We start from the raw sequence: 16,921 nt of genomic DNA on the forward strand, positions 1-16,921 counted from the left end.
ACAAGACAGTAAACTCCCCCAAAGCCCTATAACGGGCAGATAAAAGATACATAAGGAGTCTTTTATGACGATTAAGGTTGGAATTAACGGTTTGGGGCGTATTGGGCGTTTAGCCTTGCGCGCGGCTTGGAACAATCCTGAGCTGCAGGTTGTTCAGGTGAATGACCCAGGCGCTGATGCGGCAACCTTTGCGCACTTGCTGAATTTTGACTCGGTGCACGGTCGCTGGGGTTATGAAGCTGAAGGTGTGGACGACGCCATTCAAATTGGTGATGAACGCGTAGCTTTCACTCAACACAAAACCATTGCTGACAACGACTGGAGTGGTTGTGATGTGGTTTTAGAAGCTTCCGGCAAAATGAAAACCGTAAAGGTTCTGAATGATTACCTGTCACAAGGCGTAAAACGAGTTGTCGTATCAGCTCCGGTCAAAGAGCCCGGTGCGCTGAACATTGTTATGGGCGTTAATGATCACCTTTATGACCCGGAAAAACATCAAATAGTCACTGCTGCATCTTGCACCACCAACTGTCTGGCGCCGGTAGTCAAAGTACTGCAGGACAAAATTGGTATTAAACACGCGTCTATCACTACTATTCACGATTTGACCAACACCCAAAGCATTCTGGACGCGCCACACAAAGACTTGCGCCGTGCCCGTGCCTGCGGCATGAGCTTGATTCCGACGTCTACCGGCTCAGCAACGGCTATTGTCGAGATTTTCCCGGAGCTTAAGGACAAGATTGACGGCCATGCGGTTCGCGTACCCCTTGCCAATGCGTCGTTAACCGACTGTGTGTTCGAAGTCGAAAAGGCCACTTCGGTGGAAGAGATCAACGGCTGGATGAAAGAAGCCGCAGAAGGTGAGCTAAAAGGCATTCTGGGTTACGAAGAGCGCCCGTTAGTGTCGATAGATTACAAAACCGATCCGCGCTCCAGCATTGTCGATGCGCTGTCCACCAAGGTCATTAACGGTACCCACGTTAAGATCTATGCCTGGTATGACAACGAATGGGGTTATGCCAACCGCGCGGTTGAACTGGTCGAAAAGGTCGGATAATGCTGCGTCAGCTGTCGCCGGCAATACGCCAATATTTAATTGTTACCGGTAATTACTGGGCCTTTACCCTGACTGACGGCGCGCTGCGCATGCTGGTGGTGCTGCACTTCCACCAGTTGGGTTACAGTGCGTTAGAAGTAGCGATGTTGTTCCTGTTCTATGAGTTTTTTGGTGTAGTTACCAACCTGTTTGGTGGCTGGCTGGGGGCTCGATGGGGACTCAACCGCACCATGAACATTGGGCTCGGCATACAAATTGTGGCACTGGCCATGCTGCTGGTACCCAGCTCTATGCTCACTGTTATTTGGGTGATGGCGGCTCAGGCGCTGTCCGGTATTGCCAAAGATCTCAATAAAATGAGCGCCAAAAGCACCATTAAGCTATTGGTGCCGGACGACAAACAGGCTCAGCTGTATAAGTGGGTGGCCATACTCACTGGTTCAAAAAACACCTTAAAGGGCGTTGGCTTTTTCCTGGGTGGCTTGTTGCTGACGTTAATTGGCTTTCAGGGGGCAGTGCTGTCCATGGCAATTATGCTCAGCGTAGTTTGGGTCGGTAGCTTAATCTTCCTGAAAAAAGAATCCGGCAAAGCTAAGTTCAAGCCTAAATTCAAAGACATTTTATCTAAAAGCCGACCGATCAATATTTTATCGGGTGCCCGTTTTCTCCTCTTTGGTGCCCGCGATGTCTGGTTTGTGGTGGCACTCCCGGTGTTCTTAGCCAGCCAACTGGACTGGAACCACTGGCAGGTCGGCAGCTTCTTAGCCTTGTGGGTTATTGGCTACGGGTTTGTGCAAAGCATTGCGCCTAAATTCACGAGAAATGGTGATAACGTACCAAAAACTCAGGCGGTAGTATGGAATGCGTTACTGACGCTGAGTCCGCTTGCGTTAACCCTGGCGCTTTGGCAACAATTGCCGGTTGCCCAAAGCATTATTATTGGTTTAGGACTGTTCGGCATTCTGTTTGCCATTAATTCATCCTTACACAGTTACCTAATTGTTTCTTATTCACGGGCCGACGGTGTGTCTTTAGACGTTGGTTTTTACTACATGGCGAATGCGGCTGGCCGTCTGCTGGGCACCATTTTATCGGGTTGGGTGTATCAACAATGGGGGCTGGTTACTTGCCTAATGATATCAACGCTGCTATTGCTATTATCCACGGCTGCAATTAGCTTTTTGCCCGAGCGGGAGCAGCATCGCGTCTGATATGTCAGGCTACGCCGATGTGGAAAGCACTTGTAGTTGGCACATTTTATGCTAAAATTCGCGCTCTTTTTTTGACCAGCCTCAAACCATAAGGAGCCACCTACGTGCTGACGCGTATTACGCCACCCTAGCCGTCATTTCCCTGTCACAGGTGCGCAGTAGGCTGTTCACTGCTTTTCTGGCCATATTCCGGCCACTTATACTTTATTGTGTTTAAAAATTTGGTGTCATTTAACTATGTTGAAGTCTATCCAGCAGAACTGGTTTTCTAATATACGTGGTGATTTGCTCTCAGGTATTGTCGTTGCCCTAGCGCTAATTCCTGAAGCTATCGCATTTTCTATCATTGCCGGTGTTGACCCGAAGGTGGGTTTGTACGCGTCGTTCTGTATTGCGGTGGTTATCGCATTTACCGGCGGTCGCCCGGGTATGATCTCCGCTGCGACGGGCGCTATGGCGTTGCTTATGGTCACCCTGGTCAAAGACCACGGGCTTGAGTACCTGCTAGCCGCCACTCTGTTGACCGGTGTGCTGCAGATAATTGCGGGCTACCTCAAGTTAGGGGACCTCATGCGCTTTGTCTCGCGCTCGGTGGTGACAGGCTTTGTGAATGCCCTGGCTATTTTGATATTTATGGCACAACTGCCCGAGCTGACTAATGTCACCTGGCATGTGTATGCAATGACGGCGGCTGGCCTGGCTATTATTTATGGCTTTCCTTACATTCCGGTTATCGGAAAAATTTTACCATCTCCGTTGGTTTGTATTGTTTCTTTAACCATTGTTGCCGTGTTCTTAGGCTTAGACATTCGCACCGTTGGTGATATGGGCGAACTGCCGGATGCCCTGCCGATATTCTTATGGCCTGACGTTCCGTTAAACTTCGAAACATTAGCAATCATTTTCCCATACTCTGCGGCACTTGCCGTTGTCGGTATTCTCGAGTCACTAATGACAGCAACCATTGTTGACGACTTAACCGACACGTCCAGCGACAAAAATCGTGAATGTAAAGGTCAGGGTATTGCCAATATAGGCTCTGGATTACTCGGCGGTATGGCGGGTTGCGCCATGATTGGTCAGTCGATTATTAATGTAAAATCAGGTGGTCGTACGCGCTTATCCACACTGGTTGCGGGTATTTTCCTGCTCATTATGGTTTTGGTATTGGACAGTATTTTAATACAAATACCCATGGCTGCTTTGGTTGCTGTCATGATCATGGTCTCCATTGGTACCTTTAGCTGGAGCTCTATCCGAGACTTAAAGAAGCATCCGCTATCGACCAACATCGTTATGGTGAGCACCGTTGCTGTCGTTGTCGCAACGCACAACCTGGCGTTAGGTGTATTAGTCGGCGTATTGCTTGCCGCTATGTTCTTTGCCAATAAAATCGGGCACTATCTGTACATTACGTCAGACATCGATGCCGACGGCATAAAACGCACATACCGTGTTATTGGACAGGTGTTTTTCAGCTCGTCTGAGAAGTTTCTTGCCGCATTTGACTTTAAAGAAGGTGTCGAACGGGTTGTTATTGATGTCAGTGATGCCCATTTCTGGGATATCACCGCCGTTGAAGCACTCGACCGCGCTGTGGTTAAATTCCGTCGTGAAGGCGCTGATGTCGAAGTAATTGGGCTGAACGAAGCCAGTGCCACCATCGTGGATCGCTTTGGTGTTCATGACAAACCAGAAGCGGTTGATAAATTAATCGGCGGCCACTAAAAAGGAATTCGATGATGAAACATGTTGTTGCTTGTATTGATGGATCTGCCTCGACGCAATCGGTTTGCGATTACGCCAGCTGGGCAGCGCTGCGGCTGGAAACGCCACTGACGCTTTTCCACGTACTGGACGAAGCGCGTTATCCGACTGAAACGGATATGACGGGCAATATTGGTTTAGGTAGTCGTGAGGCATTATTGGAACAGCTTGCAGAACTCGACCAACAACGCAGTAAGTTAGCGCTTGAACAAGGGCATCATATGCTGGAAAGCGCGAAAGCTCGCGCTTTGGAAGATGGTGTCGAACAGGTCAATCTGCGCCAGCGTCATGGTGACTTAGCCGAGTCGCTGCATGAAATTGAAGACTCTATGCGTCTGTTGGTTATGGGGTTACACGGCGAGGACACAACTCGTACTAACCGTGTCGGTAGCCAGTTGGAAACCGTGGTAAGAACTATGCACCGCCCTATTCTGGTGGCGCCTGAAGAGTTTACTGAACCGAAAAGCGTGATGTTGGCTTATGATGGCAGTGACTCTTCTCGAAAAGGTATACGCTTGCTGGCTGAAAGCCCTATATTCCGAGGTTTACCGCTGCATTTAGTCATGGTTGGCGCTGACACCAACGACAATCATGCCTCAATTGAGTCGGCCGCGAACCACCTGCGAGAGCTTGGCCACGATGTACGCTTTGAAATACGCTCGGGCGAGGTTGAGCCAACGCTGCACGCGTATCAGAATGAGCACAATATTGACGTGTTGGTTATGGGCGCCTACGGTCATTCCCGCATTCGTCAATTCCTGGTCGGCAGTACCACCACCAGTATTTTACAAACAACCAACTCGGCTTTGCTGTTGTTGCGTTAATTGCTTTTTAAGAGGAAAGAAGATGGTCCCAGACTGGGAAGAGTTAGAACTGGATGATCGCTTAATTGGCGTTCTTAAAGCGGCCGATTTAAACAAGCCGGCCAAGGTTCAACAATTAAGTATTCCACAAGCGCTCGACGGTCGGGACTTGTTAGTGAGTGCGCCAACAGGTACCGGCAAAACGCTGGCCTTTTTATTGCCCGCGCTGCAGCATTTGCTGGATTTTCCTCGTAAACAACCGGGACCGGCGCGCATTTTGGTGTTAGCTCCGACGCGTGAGTTAGCCGAGCAAATACACCAGCAAGCCTCACTGTTTTCTGAAGCAACGGGTTTGTCGTCAGTGGTTGTCACTGGTGGTATCAATTATGGCAGTCAACTGTCTCAGTTGGAAAAAAGCCACGACATTGTGGTCGCGACGCCAGGTCGTCTGATGGACTTACTGGAAGCCGAACAATACAACTTAGAAAGCGTTGAGTGGCTGGTTATTGATGAAGCCGACCGGATGCTGGACATGGGTTTCGCCGCTACGGTAAAAGAAATGGCGTTGCAAGCGCGACACAGACAGCAGTCGCTGTTGTTCTCAGCAACTTTGGGTAGCTCTGGGGTTATTAAGTTTTCTAAAGAACTGCTGGAAGAGCCCGAGTACATTGACGTGCAACCACCCAAGCGCGAGCGCGGTAAAATTGTTCAGTGGGTTCATTTGGCTGACACCGATGAGCACAAGCGTAAGCTTTTAGTCTCATCCCTAAAAGACTTTGACGGCCGCCAGTTTGTGTTTGTGCGTACTCGTGAGCGGGTTGAAATAGTTGCTAACTTCCTGCGCAGTGAATTTACTGATACACGTAAAATTGTCACTCTAAGAGGTGACATGCCTCAAAACGAGCGTCAGCAAATTATTAATACGCTGAAGGAAAACCAGAACATCACGCTAGTTGCGACCGATGTCGCTGCCCGCGGACTGGATATTGATGACATTGCCCTGGTGGTTAATTACGACTTACCGAAACAAGCTGACGTTTATGTGCACCGTATTGGCCGCACCGCTCGTGGTGGGCAAAAAGGTACAGCAATTTCATTAATCGAAGCGCATGATGCTCTATTGCTTGGCAAAATTGAGCGCTATTTAGATGCACAGCTCGACAGGCGTGTTATTGAGGGGCTTCGTCCTCAACACAAATTCCCGTCGACGAAAAAGTCTAAGCCTAAGAAAAAGGCGAAGAAAGATACGAAAGGGAAAAAGCCGGTTAAGTCGAAAAAACCTAAAAAGTCGCGTTAAGAACGCGACTTTTTTAATACATGGTGTAAGCCAAAGTAAGCAATAACACCGCAAGCGTCGGCTATCCAGTCGTAGACATCGGCACCGCGTCCTGGTGCATAGCTTTGTGCGACTTCAATAACCAAGCCGTAACAGGCTAAAAATAACAGCGACAATCGTGCAGACAGGGCAAAGGCTTTATGAAAGGTCATTGCCAACACAAAAAATATTCCAAAATGAACCGCTTTATCTAAGTAAGGTATACTTTGGGCACCAGTCGTTGGAAATTGCCATAAAAACAACACCGTGGTGACGGTTAACAGAATAAAAAACAGCACTCTTGCCAGCATAAATACGTCTCTTTAGTCAGGCTTATAAACAGATACGTTGGTAAAGCCATTTTCGTGCAATAGCAACGCCTGCATACGGCTCATAATTCCCTGATCACAGTAAAGCAAATAGTCATGGCTTTGATCCAGCTCAGGAAACTTCGTGGCTAATTTAAAAAACGGAATTTCGATGATTTCTGCACTCACGTTCAATGGCGCAGCTTCTATTTCATCGTCATTACGAATATCTATGATGACACTCTGTTTATTGAGTTCCGCTGTAGTGTCCGGCATTTTCAATTCGTTTTCAGTTTGCTCAGCAATATCCTGCATACTCAACACATTCGATGCACGCACGACCTGCTCTAACAAATCCTGGTTCAACTTCGCTTCTTCCGCCTCGATAACTTCAGGCACAGCTTTAACCGTCGGCTTATTCGAAATAACCCCACAATATTCAGGAATTGACTTAGCTAACGGCTCGGTGCCTATTTTCTTCGCTTCATCGACAATTTCCTGTTTGTCTTTGGTAATTAGCGGGCGTAGCACCAGTGCCGGTGTCGCCTGATCAATGACGCGTAAATTTGACAATGTCTGGCTCGACACCTGACCTATAGCCTCACCGGTGACTAAAGCCTGGGCTTTTACATAGTGCGCAACCCGGGCAGCCGCTCTTAGCATTTGACGTTTTAGTACAACCCCCATTTGGCCATTATCGACATTCGTTAAAATGTCATCGACAATAGGTGCAAAGTCGACACTAATAAACTTAATAGGGTGCGATGAACTGTATTTTTTCCAAAGGAAATAGGCAATTTGACGCACCGCCACTTCGTGAGCGTCGCCCCCTAAGTTGAAAAAGCAGAAATGAGTACGTGCGCCTCGGCGAATAAACTCGTAACTGGCAACGCCCGAATCAAAACCGCCACTGAGCAAAGACAGAACCGTTTCCTGAGTTGGAATAGGAAAGCCGCCCAGGCCGTCGATACGTTCACCAATTAAATGAACCACCTGATTGGTAATTTGCAACTGCACTTCTTCGTCAGGTCGGGTTAACTGAACACGGGAGTTTTCAGCGTGTTTCAGTAGATAGCCGCCGATGTAGCGTTCAAGTTGCTGTGAGTTAAACTCGTGTTTACCCTGCCGCTTTACACGCACCGCAAAGCTTTTACCTTGCAGCCGCTTATTCCAATGCTCACCCACTAAATCAGTAATGTCGTCAAAGGTCGTTAACGGCTGTTCGATAACTTCCGCAAACCATGAAATGCCCGGAGTATGCCTAAGCGTTTCACGTATGGCGGCACGCGCATCATTGCTGTCGGTATCTGCCGCTACTTCAATGCGATCCCAAAGCCACTTCACATAAATGGACGGATGTATCGGCGCCAAAATTTTGCGCAAGTTATTGGTTAACACCTTACCGTGGCGTTTTCTGACGGATGCGCTTTTGATGGTAATTTCGGCGTGCAGACGAACAACAAACTTCATAGCAATATCATTAGACGTTGGGGGAAAGTCGGCAATTATACGTGTCCTAAGCGCCAGAAACCAGCGCTTAGTCTATAACGTCAACCTGCTGTTCAGACTCTGCCGCTTTACCCTGCATCACCGATATTTCAACACGGCGGTTACGGCGGCGGTTCTCTTCAGAGTTGTTAGGCACCAGTGGTTTGGTGTCTGAATACCCCATAACCACCATACGATCTTCGCTAAAGTCTTCAACTTTAAGCATTTCTTCGGCAACTGCTACGGCTCGTTTGCTGGAAAGGTCCCAACGCGAGGAGTAAATTTCTGACACGACTTGCTCGTTGTCACTGTGTCCTGAAATAGTGATTTCACCCGGAATTTCTTTAAGCGCAGTCGCTACTTCCTGAATAATTGGCCGGAACTGTGGCTGCAAAAACGCCGACCCTTCCGGGAATGAACCCTGCTCACGAATACGAATAATGATTTGCTGACCATGCTGCTCTAATTCAATGGTACCTGCTTTAATTTCATTTTCGAGCTGCCGTTCAATGCGTCGCATAAGCTCTTTAGATACCTGAGTCATGGCTTCGGTGTTTTCTGATTCCGCCTGCTTTTCGTCTTCCTGACTGTCCGCTTCCTGACCGCCACGCTCGGTTTGCTGACCGCCGGCAAAATCGGACTGACCTTCCTGAAACTCCAGCATTTGCTGGGTCATTTCAACGGTTTGCTGCTGAATGGTTTCAATAGGGGTTGGTTCAGGACGCCCCGGACGGAACTCCTGAGCAATAACGCTAGTGCCTTTCGGAATGTCTTTCACTTCAATTTTATTCTGCACACCAAGTGCGTACTTCATTGAACCCGCTATTTGCTTAAACTTCAGCACGTCCATTTCTGAAAACGCCAACAGCAAGACGAAGAAACACATTAACAGTGTCATCAGGTCGGCGAACGTTGCCATCCACATGGGAAGTCCCTGTGGTGGACAGTCGCACTCTTCTTCTTCGTCTCTTACTGTTTCAGAGGCCATTATTACTCTTCCTCGTCCCCATCGCCGACACGTTTCGACTCAGCCAAGTAATTACGCAGAATACCTTCAATAACACGCGGGTTCTGGCCGTCCTGAATGCCCAAAATAGCATCCAGAACCAGCTGCTGATTAAGCTTTTCCTGCTCGGCACGCAGCATTAGCTTGTTAGCGATTGGAATAGCAATAACGTTAGCCAGAAACGCACCATACAGCGTTGTCAGCAAGGCAACGGCCATTGCCGGACCAATGGCTTTAGGGTCATCCATGTTGGACAGCATAGCCACCAGGCCAATCAACGTACCTATCATACCCATGGCCGGTGCTACATCACTGAGAATTTTAAAGACTCGAGCGCCCTCTTCATGGCGCGCAAAGCTCATTTTTATGTCTTTCGAAAGAGTTGTTCTGACAACTTCTGCGTCGTGGCCGTCGACCAGCATGTCGACACCTTTACGGAAGAATTTATTGGGGATTTCGGCTTCTTCCAGTGCTAAAAAACCACCTTTACGGGCAGCATCAGCCATTTCAACCGCAGTGTCGATAAGCTCTTGCGGGTGTTCAATTTTGAAAAAGAAGGCTTTTACGACAACTTTGCCGGTGCCCAGAAACTGGCTAAGCGAGAAGTTTGCGAGCGTAATGAACAGGGAGCCGCCAAAAACAATAAAAAATGAGCGAGTATCAAGAAATAGCCCAATGTCTCCCCCTAAAATCATCGCCACAACCACGAAGCCAATGGCGCCGATGATTCCTATGAGCGTTGCAATATCCACTCAGTTCTCCTCCCCAATTCACGTTTTGCCATTCCAGCTACGCTCCATTCTTAAACAATAGCGCTGCTCTGACAAGCATCTTCTTGTTATGTTACACAGGAATAATGAGATCATCGGCTGACATTCGGGATTCTTTATCGGATAATTAGTCCTAACACACAACAATTGCGCAAGAAGCATTATGTCAGAACAACAAAAAGCCCCTTCGTTTGAGCAAGCATTAGAAGAGCTTGAGTCATTAGTTAATGAGCTTGAGCATGGTGAGCTGCCACTGGAAAAGTCGCTGGAAAAGTTTGAGAAGGCCATTCAGCTGGCTCGCACCAGTCAACAGCAGTTACAACAGGCAGAGCAAAAAGTGACGACACTCATGGCTGCTCAGGAAGGCTCTGCTGATAATGATGACGGAGAAGTGATGTGAGCATTAATGCGTTAACGGCTGATGTGCGCGAGCAAGTCGACGCATTTTTAAAACAGCAGCTGGCGCGTCACTCTATTAACGAAACGCTAAGACGAGCGATGGAGCACGGCGTGCTATTGGGCGGCAAGCGTGTCCGTCCTTATTTACTAATGACTATTGCCGAAATTTGCCGTGGCGATAAACAAGCCGCTTTGACCGCTGCCGGTGCTATTGAATTGATTCATGCGTATTCACTGATTCACGACGATCTGCCGGCCATGGACAACGATGACCTCAGGCGCGGCCAACCCACTTGCCACATTGCATTTGACGAAGCGACCGCTATTTTGGCGGGCGATTCTCTGCAAACCCTGGCCTTCGAATTGTTGTCAGAATCACCGTTAGGTGGGTTGAAGGCAGAGCGTCAGTTGTCTATGGTGAATGCATTGGCTCGTGCGAGTGGCAGTGCGGGTATGTGCGCCGGTCAGGCAATTGACTTACAAGCCACCGGTCAACAGGTAAACGAACACGAACTTGAACACATGCACCGACATAAAACCGGTGCTTTAATTGAAGCGTCGGCAACAATAGGCGTGTTGTGTGGTGAAGAGGAAGCACTAAAATGGCAGCCTCATTTTGAAGAGTTTGCGACCCATTTGGGGCTCGCATTTCAGGTTCAGGATGATATTCTCGACGTTATTGGCAACACAGAGCTACTGGGCAAACCGCAGGGCTCGGACACAGCGGCAGACAAGTCGACTTATGTTCAGCTATTAGGCGTCGAAGGTGCTCAAAAATACTTAAGCTCGTTGCATGAGAAAGCACTACTGTCACTCGCCGATATCCCTTACAATACGGCAAAACTCGAACAATTTTCTGACGTCCTGCTGAAGCGGGATCACTGAGCGAATGATACAAAATTACCCGTTACTCGATAAAATTAATTCTCCAGCTGATTTGCGCGAGCTTGCGCCGAGTCAACTGACCGATTTATGCGCTGAAGTGCGTCAGTTTTTACTGACCTCAGTCAGTCAAAGCAGTGGTCATCTAGCCTCTGGCCTGGGAACTGTTGAGCTTACTGTTGCTCTGCACTACGTTTATCACACGCCAAATGACAAATTAGTTTGGGACGTTGGGCACCAGGCATATCCGCACAAAATTCTGACCGGTCGCAAAGAACAGCTGCATACCATTCGCCAAAAAGACGGTTTGCACCCTTTCCCATGGCGCGAAGAAAGCGACTATGACGTACTTTCTGTTGGGCATTCGAGTACATCAATATCCGCGGCTTTAGGTTTAGCCGTTGCCGCGCAGCGTCAAAAACGTGAGCAGAAAGTGGTGTCCATTATTGGTGACGGCGCCATGACCGCCGGTATGGCTTTTGAAGCAATGAACCATGCGGGTGACATAAAGCCCGACATGCTGGTTATTCTGAACGACAATGACATGTCAATTTCAGAGAACGTCGGTGCGCTGAACCATCATTTCGCGCGCTTACTGTCTGGTCGTTTTTATACCTCATTACGCGAGAGCGGCAAGAAGCTGCTAAGTCCACTGCCTCATATTCGTCATTTCGCCAGCCGTGCCGAAGAGCATATGAAAGGCATGATGGCACCGGGCACAATTTTCGAAGAGCTTGGCTTTAACTATATAGGCCCCATTGACGGTCACGATGTTAATGCGCTGGTAGACACCCTACGTAATATGAAAGACCTGAAAGGTCCTCAGTTACTGCATATAGTGACGCAAAAAGGCAAAGGCTATAAGCCCGCTGAGAAAGACCCTATTGGTTACCACGGTGTGCCCAAGTTTGACCCTAAGTCATCAGAGCTGCCACAAAAGGCACCGGGTGTTCCAAGTTACTCCGATATTTTTGGTCAGTGGCTGTGTAGCACAGCTCAAAATGATAAGTCCTTGATGGCAATAACACCCGCTATGCGGGAAGGCTCAGGTATGGTCGAATTTTCACAGGCCTATCCAGAGCAGTACTTTGATGTCGCCATTGCCGAGCAGCATAGTGTTACTTACGCCGCTGGTTTAGCCATTGCCGGCATGAAACCTGTTGTTGCTATTTACTCGACGTTCTTACAGCGCGGTTACGACCAGTTAATTCACGACGTGGCGCTGCAGAACTTAGATGTGTTGTTTGCGATTGACCGCGCCGGTATTGTTGGTGCCGACGGCCCAACCCACCAGGGCGCTTTCGATATTAGTTACATGCGCTGCATACCGAATATGGTCATAATGACGCCTAGTGACGAGCAAGAGTGTCTGGATATGCTGACCACCGGTTATCAGTATAAAGGGCCTGCTTCAGTAAGGTATCCACGCGGTGCCGGTGTCGGGCTCGAGTTGAGAGACCCCAAGCCACTAGAAATAGGCAAAGCCAGAACCGTCCGAGAAGGTGAAAAAGTAGCATTCCTGAACTTTGGCACACTATTGCCCGAAGTTCAGCAAGCGGCAGACGCATTAAACGCCAGTGTTATTGATATGCGCTTTGTGAAGCCTCTGGATACGCAAGCTATTGAAGACGCCGTTGCCAAACACGACAGTTTAGTCACCGTTGAAGAGAACGTAACAGCCGGTGGCGCTGGCAGTGCTGTGCTGGAATATCTCGCCGACAAAGGCTTGTCTATTCCTGTCCTGCAACTCGGACTCCCCGACGAGTTCATCAAGCACGGTTCCCAAGCCGAAATCCGCACCGAACTCAACCTCGACGCCAAAGGCATAGAAAAGCAAGTCAAAACCCGCTTCGTTTAAATCGAGGAAAACGCGAGCGCTGAGGGGGGAGGTTGTTCACTTGCTTCGCTTGAGCATAAAGCTTCCCCCTGGCGGAGACGCTACAAGTTCATCCATGAACGCTTGACGAAGGCCATCCATGGCCTTCGACACTCCGCCAGGGGGAAGCTCTATGCTTTTAACGCTTACAAGTGCTCAACCTCCCCTTCTTGCATACATCTAGGCCTGATAATTTAGAGAAATAGATCGAAGGGAGCGCACTCAAAGGTTCCGGGACATCCTATTGAGGTGTGCAGCGCCATGGATGGCGCTGCTCAAGCCCTACAGGGATGTATTCACGGGCGTCCTCAAAAGGATGTTCTGGAACCTCAGCGCTTCCGAAAGAGCTATTTCTCTAAATTATCAGGCCTACGCCATGCAAGATGGCGGTGGTTAGGATGCCGGCCAGGACGTCGTCCATCATTATGCCGGTGCCGCCGGTGAGCTTTCTGTCGGACCAACCGATGGGGCCGGGTTTCCAGATGTCGAAAAGGCGGAATAGAAGAAAGGCGGCGATGAGCCAGGTTGCTTCAAAAGGTAATGCAAACATGGCGAAGCCGTAGCCGACTATTTCGTCCCATACGATGGATGGATGGTCGTGCTCGCCCATGGCTTTGGCGGTGTATTGGCACAGAAAGATACCGATAATTGTAGCCAGTATCAGGGCGATGAGTTGCCACTGCCATGTGAGTTGGGTAATCAGGTAGACAAAGGGGATGCCGACGAGTGTGCCGAAGGTGCCGGGGGCTTTTGGGGCTAACCCTGTGCCGAAACCAAGGGAAAGCCAGTGGATGGGGTTAAACCAATTCAGTTTCGGCATGACTTACTCGCCTTCTTTGACTATTTCTTCTTCGGCAAAGTGGTTAAAGCTCTTATAGCCTTGCGGAAGTTCCCACGGCTCGCCTTCGTAGTGCATGTTAATTTTTGCTTCAGCACCTTTCATTATCCGGCCGATACAAACGGGCTTGGTCTTTAAATGCGATGTCAGCGTTTCCATGCGACCACGGTGCTCTTCAGGCAATGTAAAACATAGCTCGTAGTCGTCACCGGCTGTTAACGCCATAGCCAGGGCTTCATTGGCGTTTAATGTTTCGGTAAGTGCCAATGACAGGGGTAATTTTTCTAAATTGATTTGCGCGGAAACTTGTGCCTGATTCAGTAAATGCCCTAAATCGGCTATCAGGCCATCAGAGACGTCAATGCAAGACGTTGCAACGCCCCGAAGTACCTGCCCCATTGCCACACGAGGCGTTGGGTAATGTAACTTCTCAATAACGTGCTGCAAGTGGCGGCCTGTTGTGCTGACTTTATTCTGTGTGACTTGTAAGCCAAGTCCAGCATCACCAAGTGAGCCACTCACGTAAACCCAGTCGCCGGGCTTTGCTCCGCTTCGGCTAATTGCAGTTCCTGAAGGCAACTGCCCATGAGCAGTAACAGTTATCGTTAAAGGGCCTTTGGTTGTGTCACCACCGATAAGCTGGCAGTCATAGTAACGGCAGATTTCATCAAGGCCGCTACTGAACTCTGTCCACCAATCTTGGTTAGTATTGGGGCACGTCAGCGCTAAGCTCACCCAACTTGGTTGCGCCCCCATTGCCGCCAGGTCGCTTAAATTGACGGCAACAGCTTTGTGGCCGATGGCTCTTGGCGGCGTGGTTTTGTCGAAATGTACACCTTCAACTAAGGTGTCAGTAACCACAACGATATCGTGCTCGGGCATGGGTTTAACGACAGCGCCGTCGTCGCCAATGCCTATTACAACATCGCTCCGACGAGCGGAGCGATTTGCAAAATAATCGTTAATGAGAGAAAACTCGTCGTTAGGCATAACTATTTTCGTGCGGGTCGTAAGGTATCTACCGCTTTGTCCAGAACACCATTCACAAAACGATGGCTTTCGTCAGCACCAAATGACTTGGCAAGTTCAATCGCTTCGTTAATGGCAACTTTGTACGGAACATCCATGCGTTCGCTTAACTCGTAAGCCGCAATACGCAGAACCGCCAGCTCGATAGGATCAAGCTCGTTTATCGGACGTGCCAAAAATGGCTTCAAAGACTCGTCGAGCGAACGGTAATGACCGCCAACGCCTCGCACTAGCTCAAGAAAGTAATCTACGTCGACTTTGTCGGTGTCCGTATCTGTTAAAAACTGAGCTTCAATATCGCTAAAACTGTTTTGCGACAACTGCCAGGAGTAAATAGCCTGAACCGCTAACTTTCGTGCTTTTCTTCGTGCTGCAGGTTTCATCTTCAGATTTTATCCAGTACGTTGACCATTTCGAGCGCGCTTAAAGCGGCTTCGGAACCTTTGTTACCCGCTTTAGAGCCGCTTCGTTCAATAGCTTGCTCTAATGAGTCTGTGGTAATAACACCAAAGGCTACCGGTAATCCAAATTCGGTTGCAACACGACCCAGCCCGCTATTGCACTCGCCTGCGACAAACTCAAAGTGAGGCGTGCCGCCGCGAATCACTGCACCAACAGCGATAATGGCATCGTATTTACCCGACTGCGCCAGACGTTTCGCGGTAACCGGAATTTCATAAGCACCAGGAACACGTACCACAGTAATGTCTTCGTCTGCCACTTCGCCATAATGCTTTAATGTTTGAACAGCACCGTCCAGTAAGCTTTCAACAACGAAATGGTTGAAGCGAGATACGATAATGGCAAATTTTTTGCCAGCCGCATTGATACCGCCTTCAATTACCTGCATAAGTCTTCCTTAATTAACCTGTCTTTTATACTCAATAGCGAATTGCGCGCGATCATAGCACAACGAGGAATTATTTGCGTGAAATTGCGTATGAGAAATACTTTTCTTGTGTATCGAGGTTTCTGCCGATGTAGCGCGCCTCACTGCTTTCCAACAGCTGCAAGGCAGTAGCATTATTGTCTGAAACAGGAAACATGACCTGCCGCCACGGCCAACTCTCACCGAGCCAACGTGTTAGTAACGAGAAAAGGTCGTTGTGAAGGTTGTTGTCGACTGCGCTTTCTAGTAACCACCAACTGACTTCAGCGTTATAAGCATTTCTTGAAATACCACTTTGCTCCTGCCGCTCGGGCGCTACCGGAACCATGTACACAGCGCCGACAATCGAGCTGTCTGACTTATCAATCACAATGTAGGTAAACGCCGTTTTTTCGGCTGCCTGTTCCAGATGGTAGTTCACCATTGTACTGTTTTGCTCGAGTGTGCTTTTCTCTGAAGGCCACGACCAGCCAAGCTTTTTGTAAAGCCACTTTTGCGAGGTCATATAAGCATGGAAAAAACGTGCCTTGTCGGATTCTCTTAGCGGCCGAATGGTTAAATTATTGCTTTCTGTTTCACCGGGCACTGTCCATTGCTGCTGCCAAAAGTCGCCGGCTTTTACTGGCATTACGACCAGCAAAAGAGCACTTGTAATGACTGCAACAAAGGTCCTTAGCACGATGCTTCACTCCGTTTGCCCTGCGCATGCGCAAAAAACGACTTCACACGAAGTAGTTCTTTTTCAATTTCGTCGGTGATCATTAACGCTGGGCCAATATCAATGGCTTTACGGGCAAAGTCGAATGCAATTGGTATAACCGGTACTTTTGCTTGCTTCGCCATGTGCAAAAAGCCCTTTTTCCATTCAGTGACTTTTTTACGCGTACCCTCCGGGGTGATAACCAGAATAAGCTCGTCCTTGCTACGAAACTGCTCGACCATGCTGCCAACTACCCCATTAGCGGCACTTCTATCTACAGGAATGCCTCCCAGCTTGGTCATCAGCGTTTTTATAGGAAAGCGGAACAGGCTATTCTTACCCAGGTAATTCAGTTTAAGTCCCATAGCAAGCATAACGAACGCGCCAACCGGGAAGTCCCAGTTTGACGTATGTGGCGCCACAGGAAGAATCGCCTTTTTAACCGCTGGCATACTTCCGTTAATTTTCCAGCCTCCCATGAGACGCATTCCAACACGGCCAACCCAGCGCAAGAAACGATTATCTCTGACAGGAAATTCGCCTTTTACAAATTCAGGAAGCTGATCGTTACTTTTCATAA

The 16,921-nt window shown here is 48.8% G+C and carries 18 protein-coding genes; 8 read left to right on the forward strand and 10 right to left on the reverse strand.

All coding sequences use genetic code 11. The features are described 5' to 3' along the window. Positions 1 to 64: 64 nt before the first annotated feature. From UM402_RS10390 to srmB, 5 genes are all read left to right on the forward strand, one after another. Complete coding sequence (locus tag UM402_RS10390; RefSeq protein ID WP_058576208.1) at positions 65 to 1,060, forward strand: ArsJ-associated glyceraldehyde-3-phosphate dehydrogenase; 996 nt, start codon at positions 65 to 67, stop codon at positions 1,058 to 1,060. After that, positions 1,060 to 2,271, forward strand: coding sequence for an organoarsenical effux MFS transporter ArsJ (gene arsJ, locus UM402_RS10395; protein WP_058576207.1), 1,212 nt, complete (start codon positions 1,060 to 1,062; stop codon positions 2,269 to 2,271). Before UM402_RS10390 ends, arsJ begins: the two co-directional genes overlap by 1 nt. A gap of 237 nt (positions 2,272 to 2,508) precedes the next feature. Next, entirely contained in the window at positions 2,509 to 3,999 is a 1,491-nt protein-coding gene (locus UM402_RS10400) for a SulP family inorganic anion transporter (RefSeq protein ID WP_058576206.1), read from the forward strand. Between the two features lie 14 nt (positions 4,000 to 4,013). Then, entirely contained in the window at positions 4,014 to 4,862 is an 849-nt protein-coding gene (locus tag UM402_RS10405; protein ID WP_058576205.1) for a universal stress protein, read from the forward strand. A 22-nt stretch (positions 4,863 to 4,884) separates the two neighbouring features. Next, positions 4,885 to 6,138 (forward strand): ATP-dependent RNA helicase SrmB, encoded by a 1,254-nt coding sequence (gene srmB / locus UM402_RS10410; RefSeq protein WP_322295307.1) that lies wholly within the window; start codon positions 4,885 to 4,887, stop codon positions 6,136 to 6,138. Here srmB and UM402_RS10415 read toward each other — a convergent pair. The 4 genes from UM402_RS10415 to pomA all read right to left on the reverse strand — a co-directional run bounded on the left by UM402_RS10415 (position 6,135) and on the right by pomA (position 9,710). Further along, complete coding sequence (locus UM402_RS10415; RefSeq protein ID WP_058576203.1) at positions 6,135 to 6,467, reverse strand: VanZ family protein; 333 nt, start codon at positions 6,465 to 6,467, stop codon at positions 6,135 to 6,137. The two genes, srmB and UM402_RS10415, sit on opposite strands and share 4 nt — an antisense overlap. A gap of 12 nt (positions 6,468 to 6,479) precedes the next feature. After that, positions 6,480 to 7,934 carry a tRNA uracil 4-sulfurtransferase ThiI gene (thiI, locus tag UM402_RS10420; protein ID WP_058576202.1) on the reverse strand — a complete coding sequence of 485 codons (1,455 nt, stop codon included), beginning with the start codon at positions 7,932 to 7,934 and terminating at the stop codon, positions 6,480 to 6,482. A gap of 67 nt (positions 7,935 to 8,001) precedes the next feature. Further along, entirely contained in the window at positions 8,002 to 8,940 is a 939-nt protein-coding gene (locus UM402_RS10425; protein ID WP_058576201.1) for a flagellar motor protein MotB, read from the reverse strand. Between the two features lie 2 nt (positions 8,941 to 8,942). Then, positions 8,943 to 9,710: a flagellar motor protein PomA gene (gene pomA, locus UM402_RS10430; RefSeq protein WP_058576200.1), complete on the reverse strand. Its 768-nt coding sequence runs from the start codon at positions 9,708 to 9,710 to the stop codon at positions 8,943 to 8,945. Between the two features lie 181 nt (positions 9,711 to 9,891). On the opposite strand from pomA, the gene UM402_RS10435 reads away from it, so the two are divergent. Genes UM402_RS10435 through dxs form a run of 3 tightly spaced genes read left to right on the forward strand, consistent with a single transcriptional unit; the run spans position 9,892 to position 12,867 of the window. Continuing rightward, positions 9,892 to 10,128, forward strand: coding sequence for an exodeoxyribonuclease VII small subunit (locus UM402_RS10435; protein ID WP_058576199.1), 237 nt, complete (start codon positions 9,892 to 9,894; stop codon positions 10,126 to 10,128). Next, the gene (locus UM402_RS10440; RefSeq protein ID WP_058576198.1) at positions 10,125 to 11,012 is read left to right on the forward strand and encodes a farnesyl diphosphate synthase; all 888 of its coding nucleotides are present in this window, start codon (positions 10,125 to 10,127) and stop codon (positions 11,010 to 11,012) included. Before UM402_RS10435 ends, UM402_RS10440 begins: the two co-directional genes overlap by 4 nt. A 4-nt stretch (positions 11,013 to 11,016) precedes the next feature. Then, positions 11,017 to 12,867 carry a 1-deoxy-D-xylulose-5-phosphate synthase gene (gene dxs, locus UM402_RS10445; protein ID WP_058576197.1) on the forward strand — a complete coding sequence of 617 codons (1,851 nt, stop codon included), beginning with the start codon at positions 11,017 to 11,019 and terminating at the stop codon, positions 12,865 to 12,867. A gap of 373 nt (positions 12,868 to 13,240) precedes the next feature. Here the strand turns inward: dxs and UM402_RS10450 are convergent, their stop codons facing one another. From UM402_RS10450 to UM402_RS10475, 6 genes are all read right to left on the reverse strand, one after another. Beyond that, positions 13,241 to 13,705 (reverse strand): phosphatidylglycerophosphatase A, encoded by a 465-nt coding sequence (locus UM402_RS10450; protein ID WP_058576196.1) that lies wholly within the window; start codon positions 13,703 to 13,705, stop codon positions 13,241 to 13,243. A gap of 3 nt (positions 13,706 to 13,708) precedes the next feature. Next, a complete protein-coding gene (thiL, locus tag UM402_RS10455; RefSeq protein WP_058576195.1) occupies positions 13,709 to 14,713 on the reverse strand; it encodes a thiamine-phosphate kinase in 1,005 nt (334 codons plus the stop codon). 2 nt (positions 14,714 to 14,715) lie between these two features. Beyond that, on the reverse strand, positions 14,716 to 15,135 hold the full coding sequence (nusB, locus tag UM402_RS10460) for a transcription antitermination factor NusB (protein WP_053953708.1): 420 nt from the start codon (positions 15,133 to 15,135) through the stop codon (positions 14,716 to 14,718). A gap of 2 nt (positions 15,136 to 15,137) precedes the next feature. Next, on the reverse strand, positions 15,138 to 15,602 hold the full coding sequence (gene ribE, locus UM402_RS10465) for a 6,7-dimethyl-8-ribityllumazine synthase (protein WP_058576194.1): 465 nt from the start codon (positions 15,600 to 15,602) through the stop codon (positions 15,138 to 15,140). A 70-nt stretch (positions 15,603 to 15,672) separates the two neighbouring features. Next, on the reverse strand, positions 15,673 to 16,320 hold the full coding sequence (locus tag UM402_RS10470; RefSeq protein ID WP_286873528.1) for a GNAT family N-acetyltransferase: 648 nt from the start codon (positions 16,318 to 16,320) through the stop codon (positions 15,673 to 15,675). After that, complete coding sequence (locus tag UM402_RS10475) at positions 16,314 to 16,919, reverse strand: lysophospholipid acyltransferase family protein (protein ID WP_053953706.1); 606 nt, start codon at positions 16,917 to 16,919, stop codon at positions 16,314 to 16,316. The genes UM402_RS10470 and UM402_RS10475 overlap by 7 nt, the downstream gene beginning before the upstream one ends. Between the last annotated feature and the right edge of the window lie 2 nt (positions 16,920 to 16,921).

Source organism: Idiomarina sp. OXR-189 (assembly GCF_034373425.1).
Classification (GTDB): Bacteria; Pseudomonadota; Gammaproteobacteria; order Enterobacterales; family Alteromonadaceae; genus Idiomarina; species Idiomarina zobellii.

Bases quoted from the DNA above. Each gene is read 5' to 3' on its own strand.
- UM402_RS10390 (WP_058576208.1), top strand. From the start codon at position 65: ATGACGATTAAGGTTGGAATTAACGGTTTGGGGCGTATTGGGCGTTTA.
- arsJ (WP_058576207.1), top strand. From the start codon at position 1,060: ATGCTGCGTCAGCTGTCGCCGGCAATACGCCAATATTTAATTGTTACC.
- UM402_RS10400 (WP_058576206.1), top strand. From the start codon at position 2,509: ATGTTGAAGTCTATCCAGCAGAACTGGTTTTCTAATATACGTGGTGAT.
- UM402_RS10405 (WP_058576205.1), top strand. From the start codon at position 4,014: ATGAAACATGTTGTTGCTTGTATTGATGGATCTGCCTCGACGCAATCG.
- srmB (WP_322295307.1), top strand. From the start codon at position 4,885: ATGGTCCCAGACTGGGAAGAGTTAGAACTGGATGATCGCTTAATTGGC.
- UM402_RS10415 (WP_058576203.1), bottom strand. From the start codon at position 6,467: ATGCTGGCAAGAGTGCTGTTTTTTATTCTGTTAACCGTCACCACGGTG.
- thiI (WP_058576202.1), bottom strand. From the start codon at position 7,934: ATGAAGTTTGTTGTTCGTCTGCACGCCGAAATTACCATCAAAAGCGCA.
- UM402_RS10425 (WP_058576201.1), bottom strand. From the start codon at position 8,940: ATGGCCTCTGAAACAGTAAGAGACGAAGAAGAAGAGTGCGACTGTCCA.
- UM402_RS10435 (WP_058576199.1), top strand. From the start codon at position 9,892: ATGTCAGAACAACAAAAAGCCCCTTCGTTTGAGCAAGCATTAGAAGAG.
- dxs (WP_058576197.1), top strand. From the start codon at position 11,017: ATGATACAAAATTACCCGTTACTCGATAAAATTAATTCTCCAGCTGAT.
- UM402_RS10450 (WP_058576196.1), bottom strand. From the start codon at position 13,705: ATGCCGAAACTGAATTGGTTTAACCCCATCCACTGGCTTTCCCTTGGT.
- thiL (WP_058576195.1), bottom strand. From the start codon at position 14,713: ATGCCTAACGACGAGTTTTCTCTCATTAACGATTATTTTGCAAATCGC.
- nusB (WP_053953708.1), bottom strand. From the start codon at position 15,135: ATGAAACCTGCAGCACGAAGAAAAGCACGAAAGTTAGCGGTTCAGGCT.
- ribE (WP_058576194.1), bottom strand. From the start codon at position 15,602: ATGCAGGTAATTGAAGGCGGTATCAATGCGGCTGGCAAAAAATTTGCC.
- UM402_RS10475 (WP_053953706.1), bottom strand. From the start codon at position 16,919: ATGAAAAGTAACGATCAGCTTCCTGAATTTGTAAAAGGCGAATTTCCT.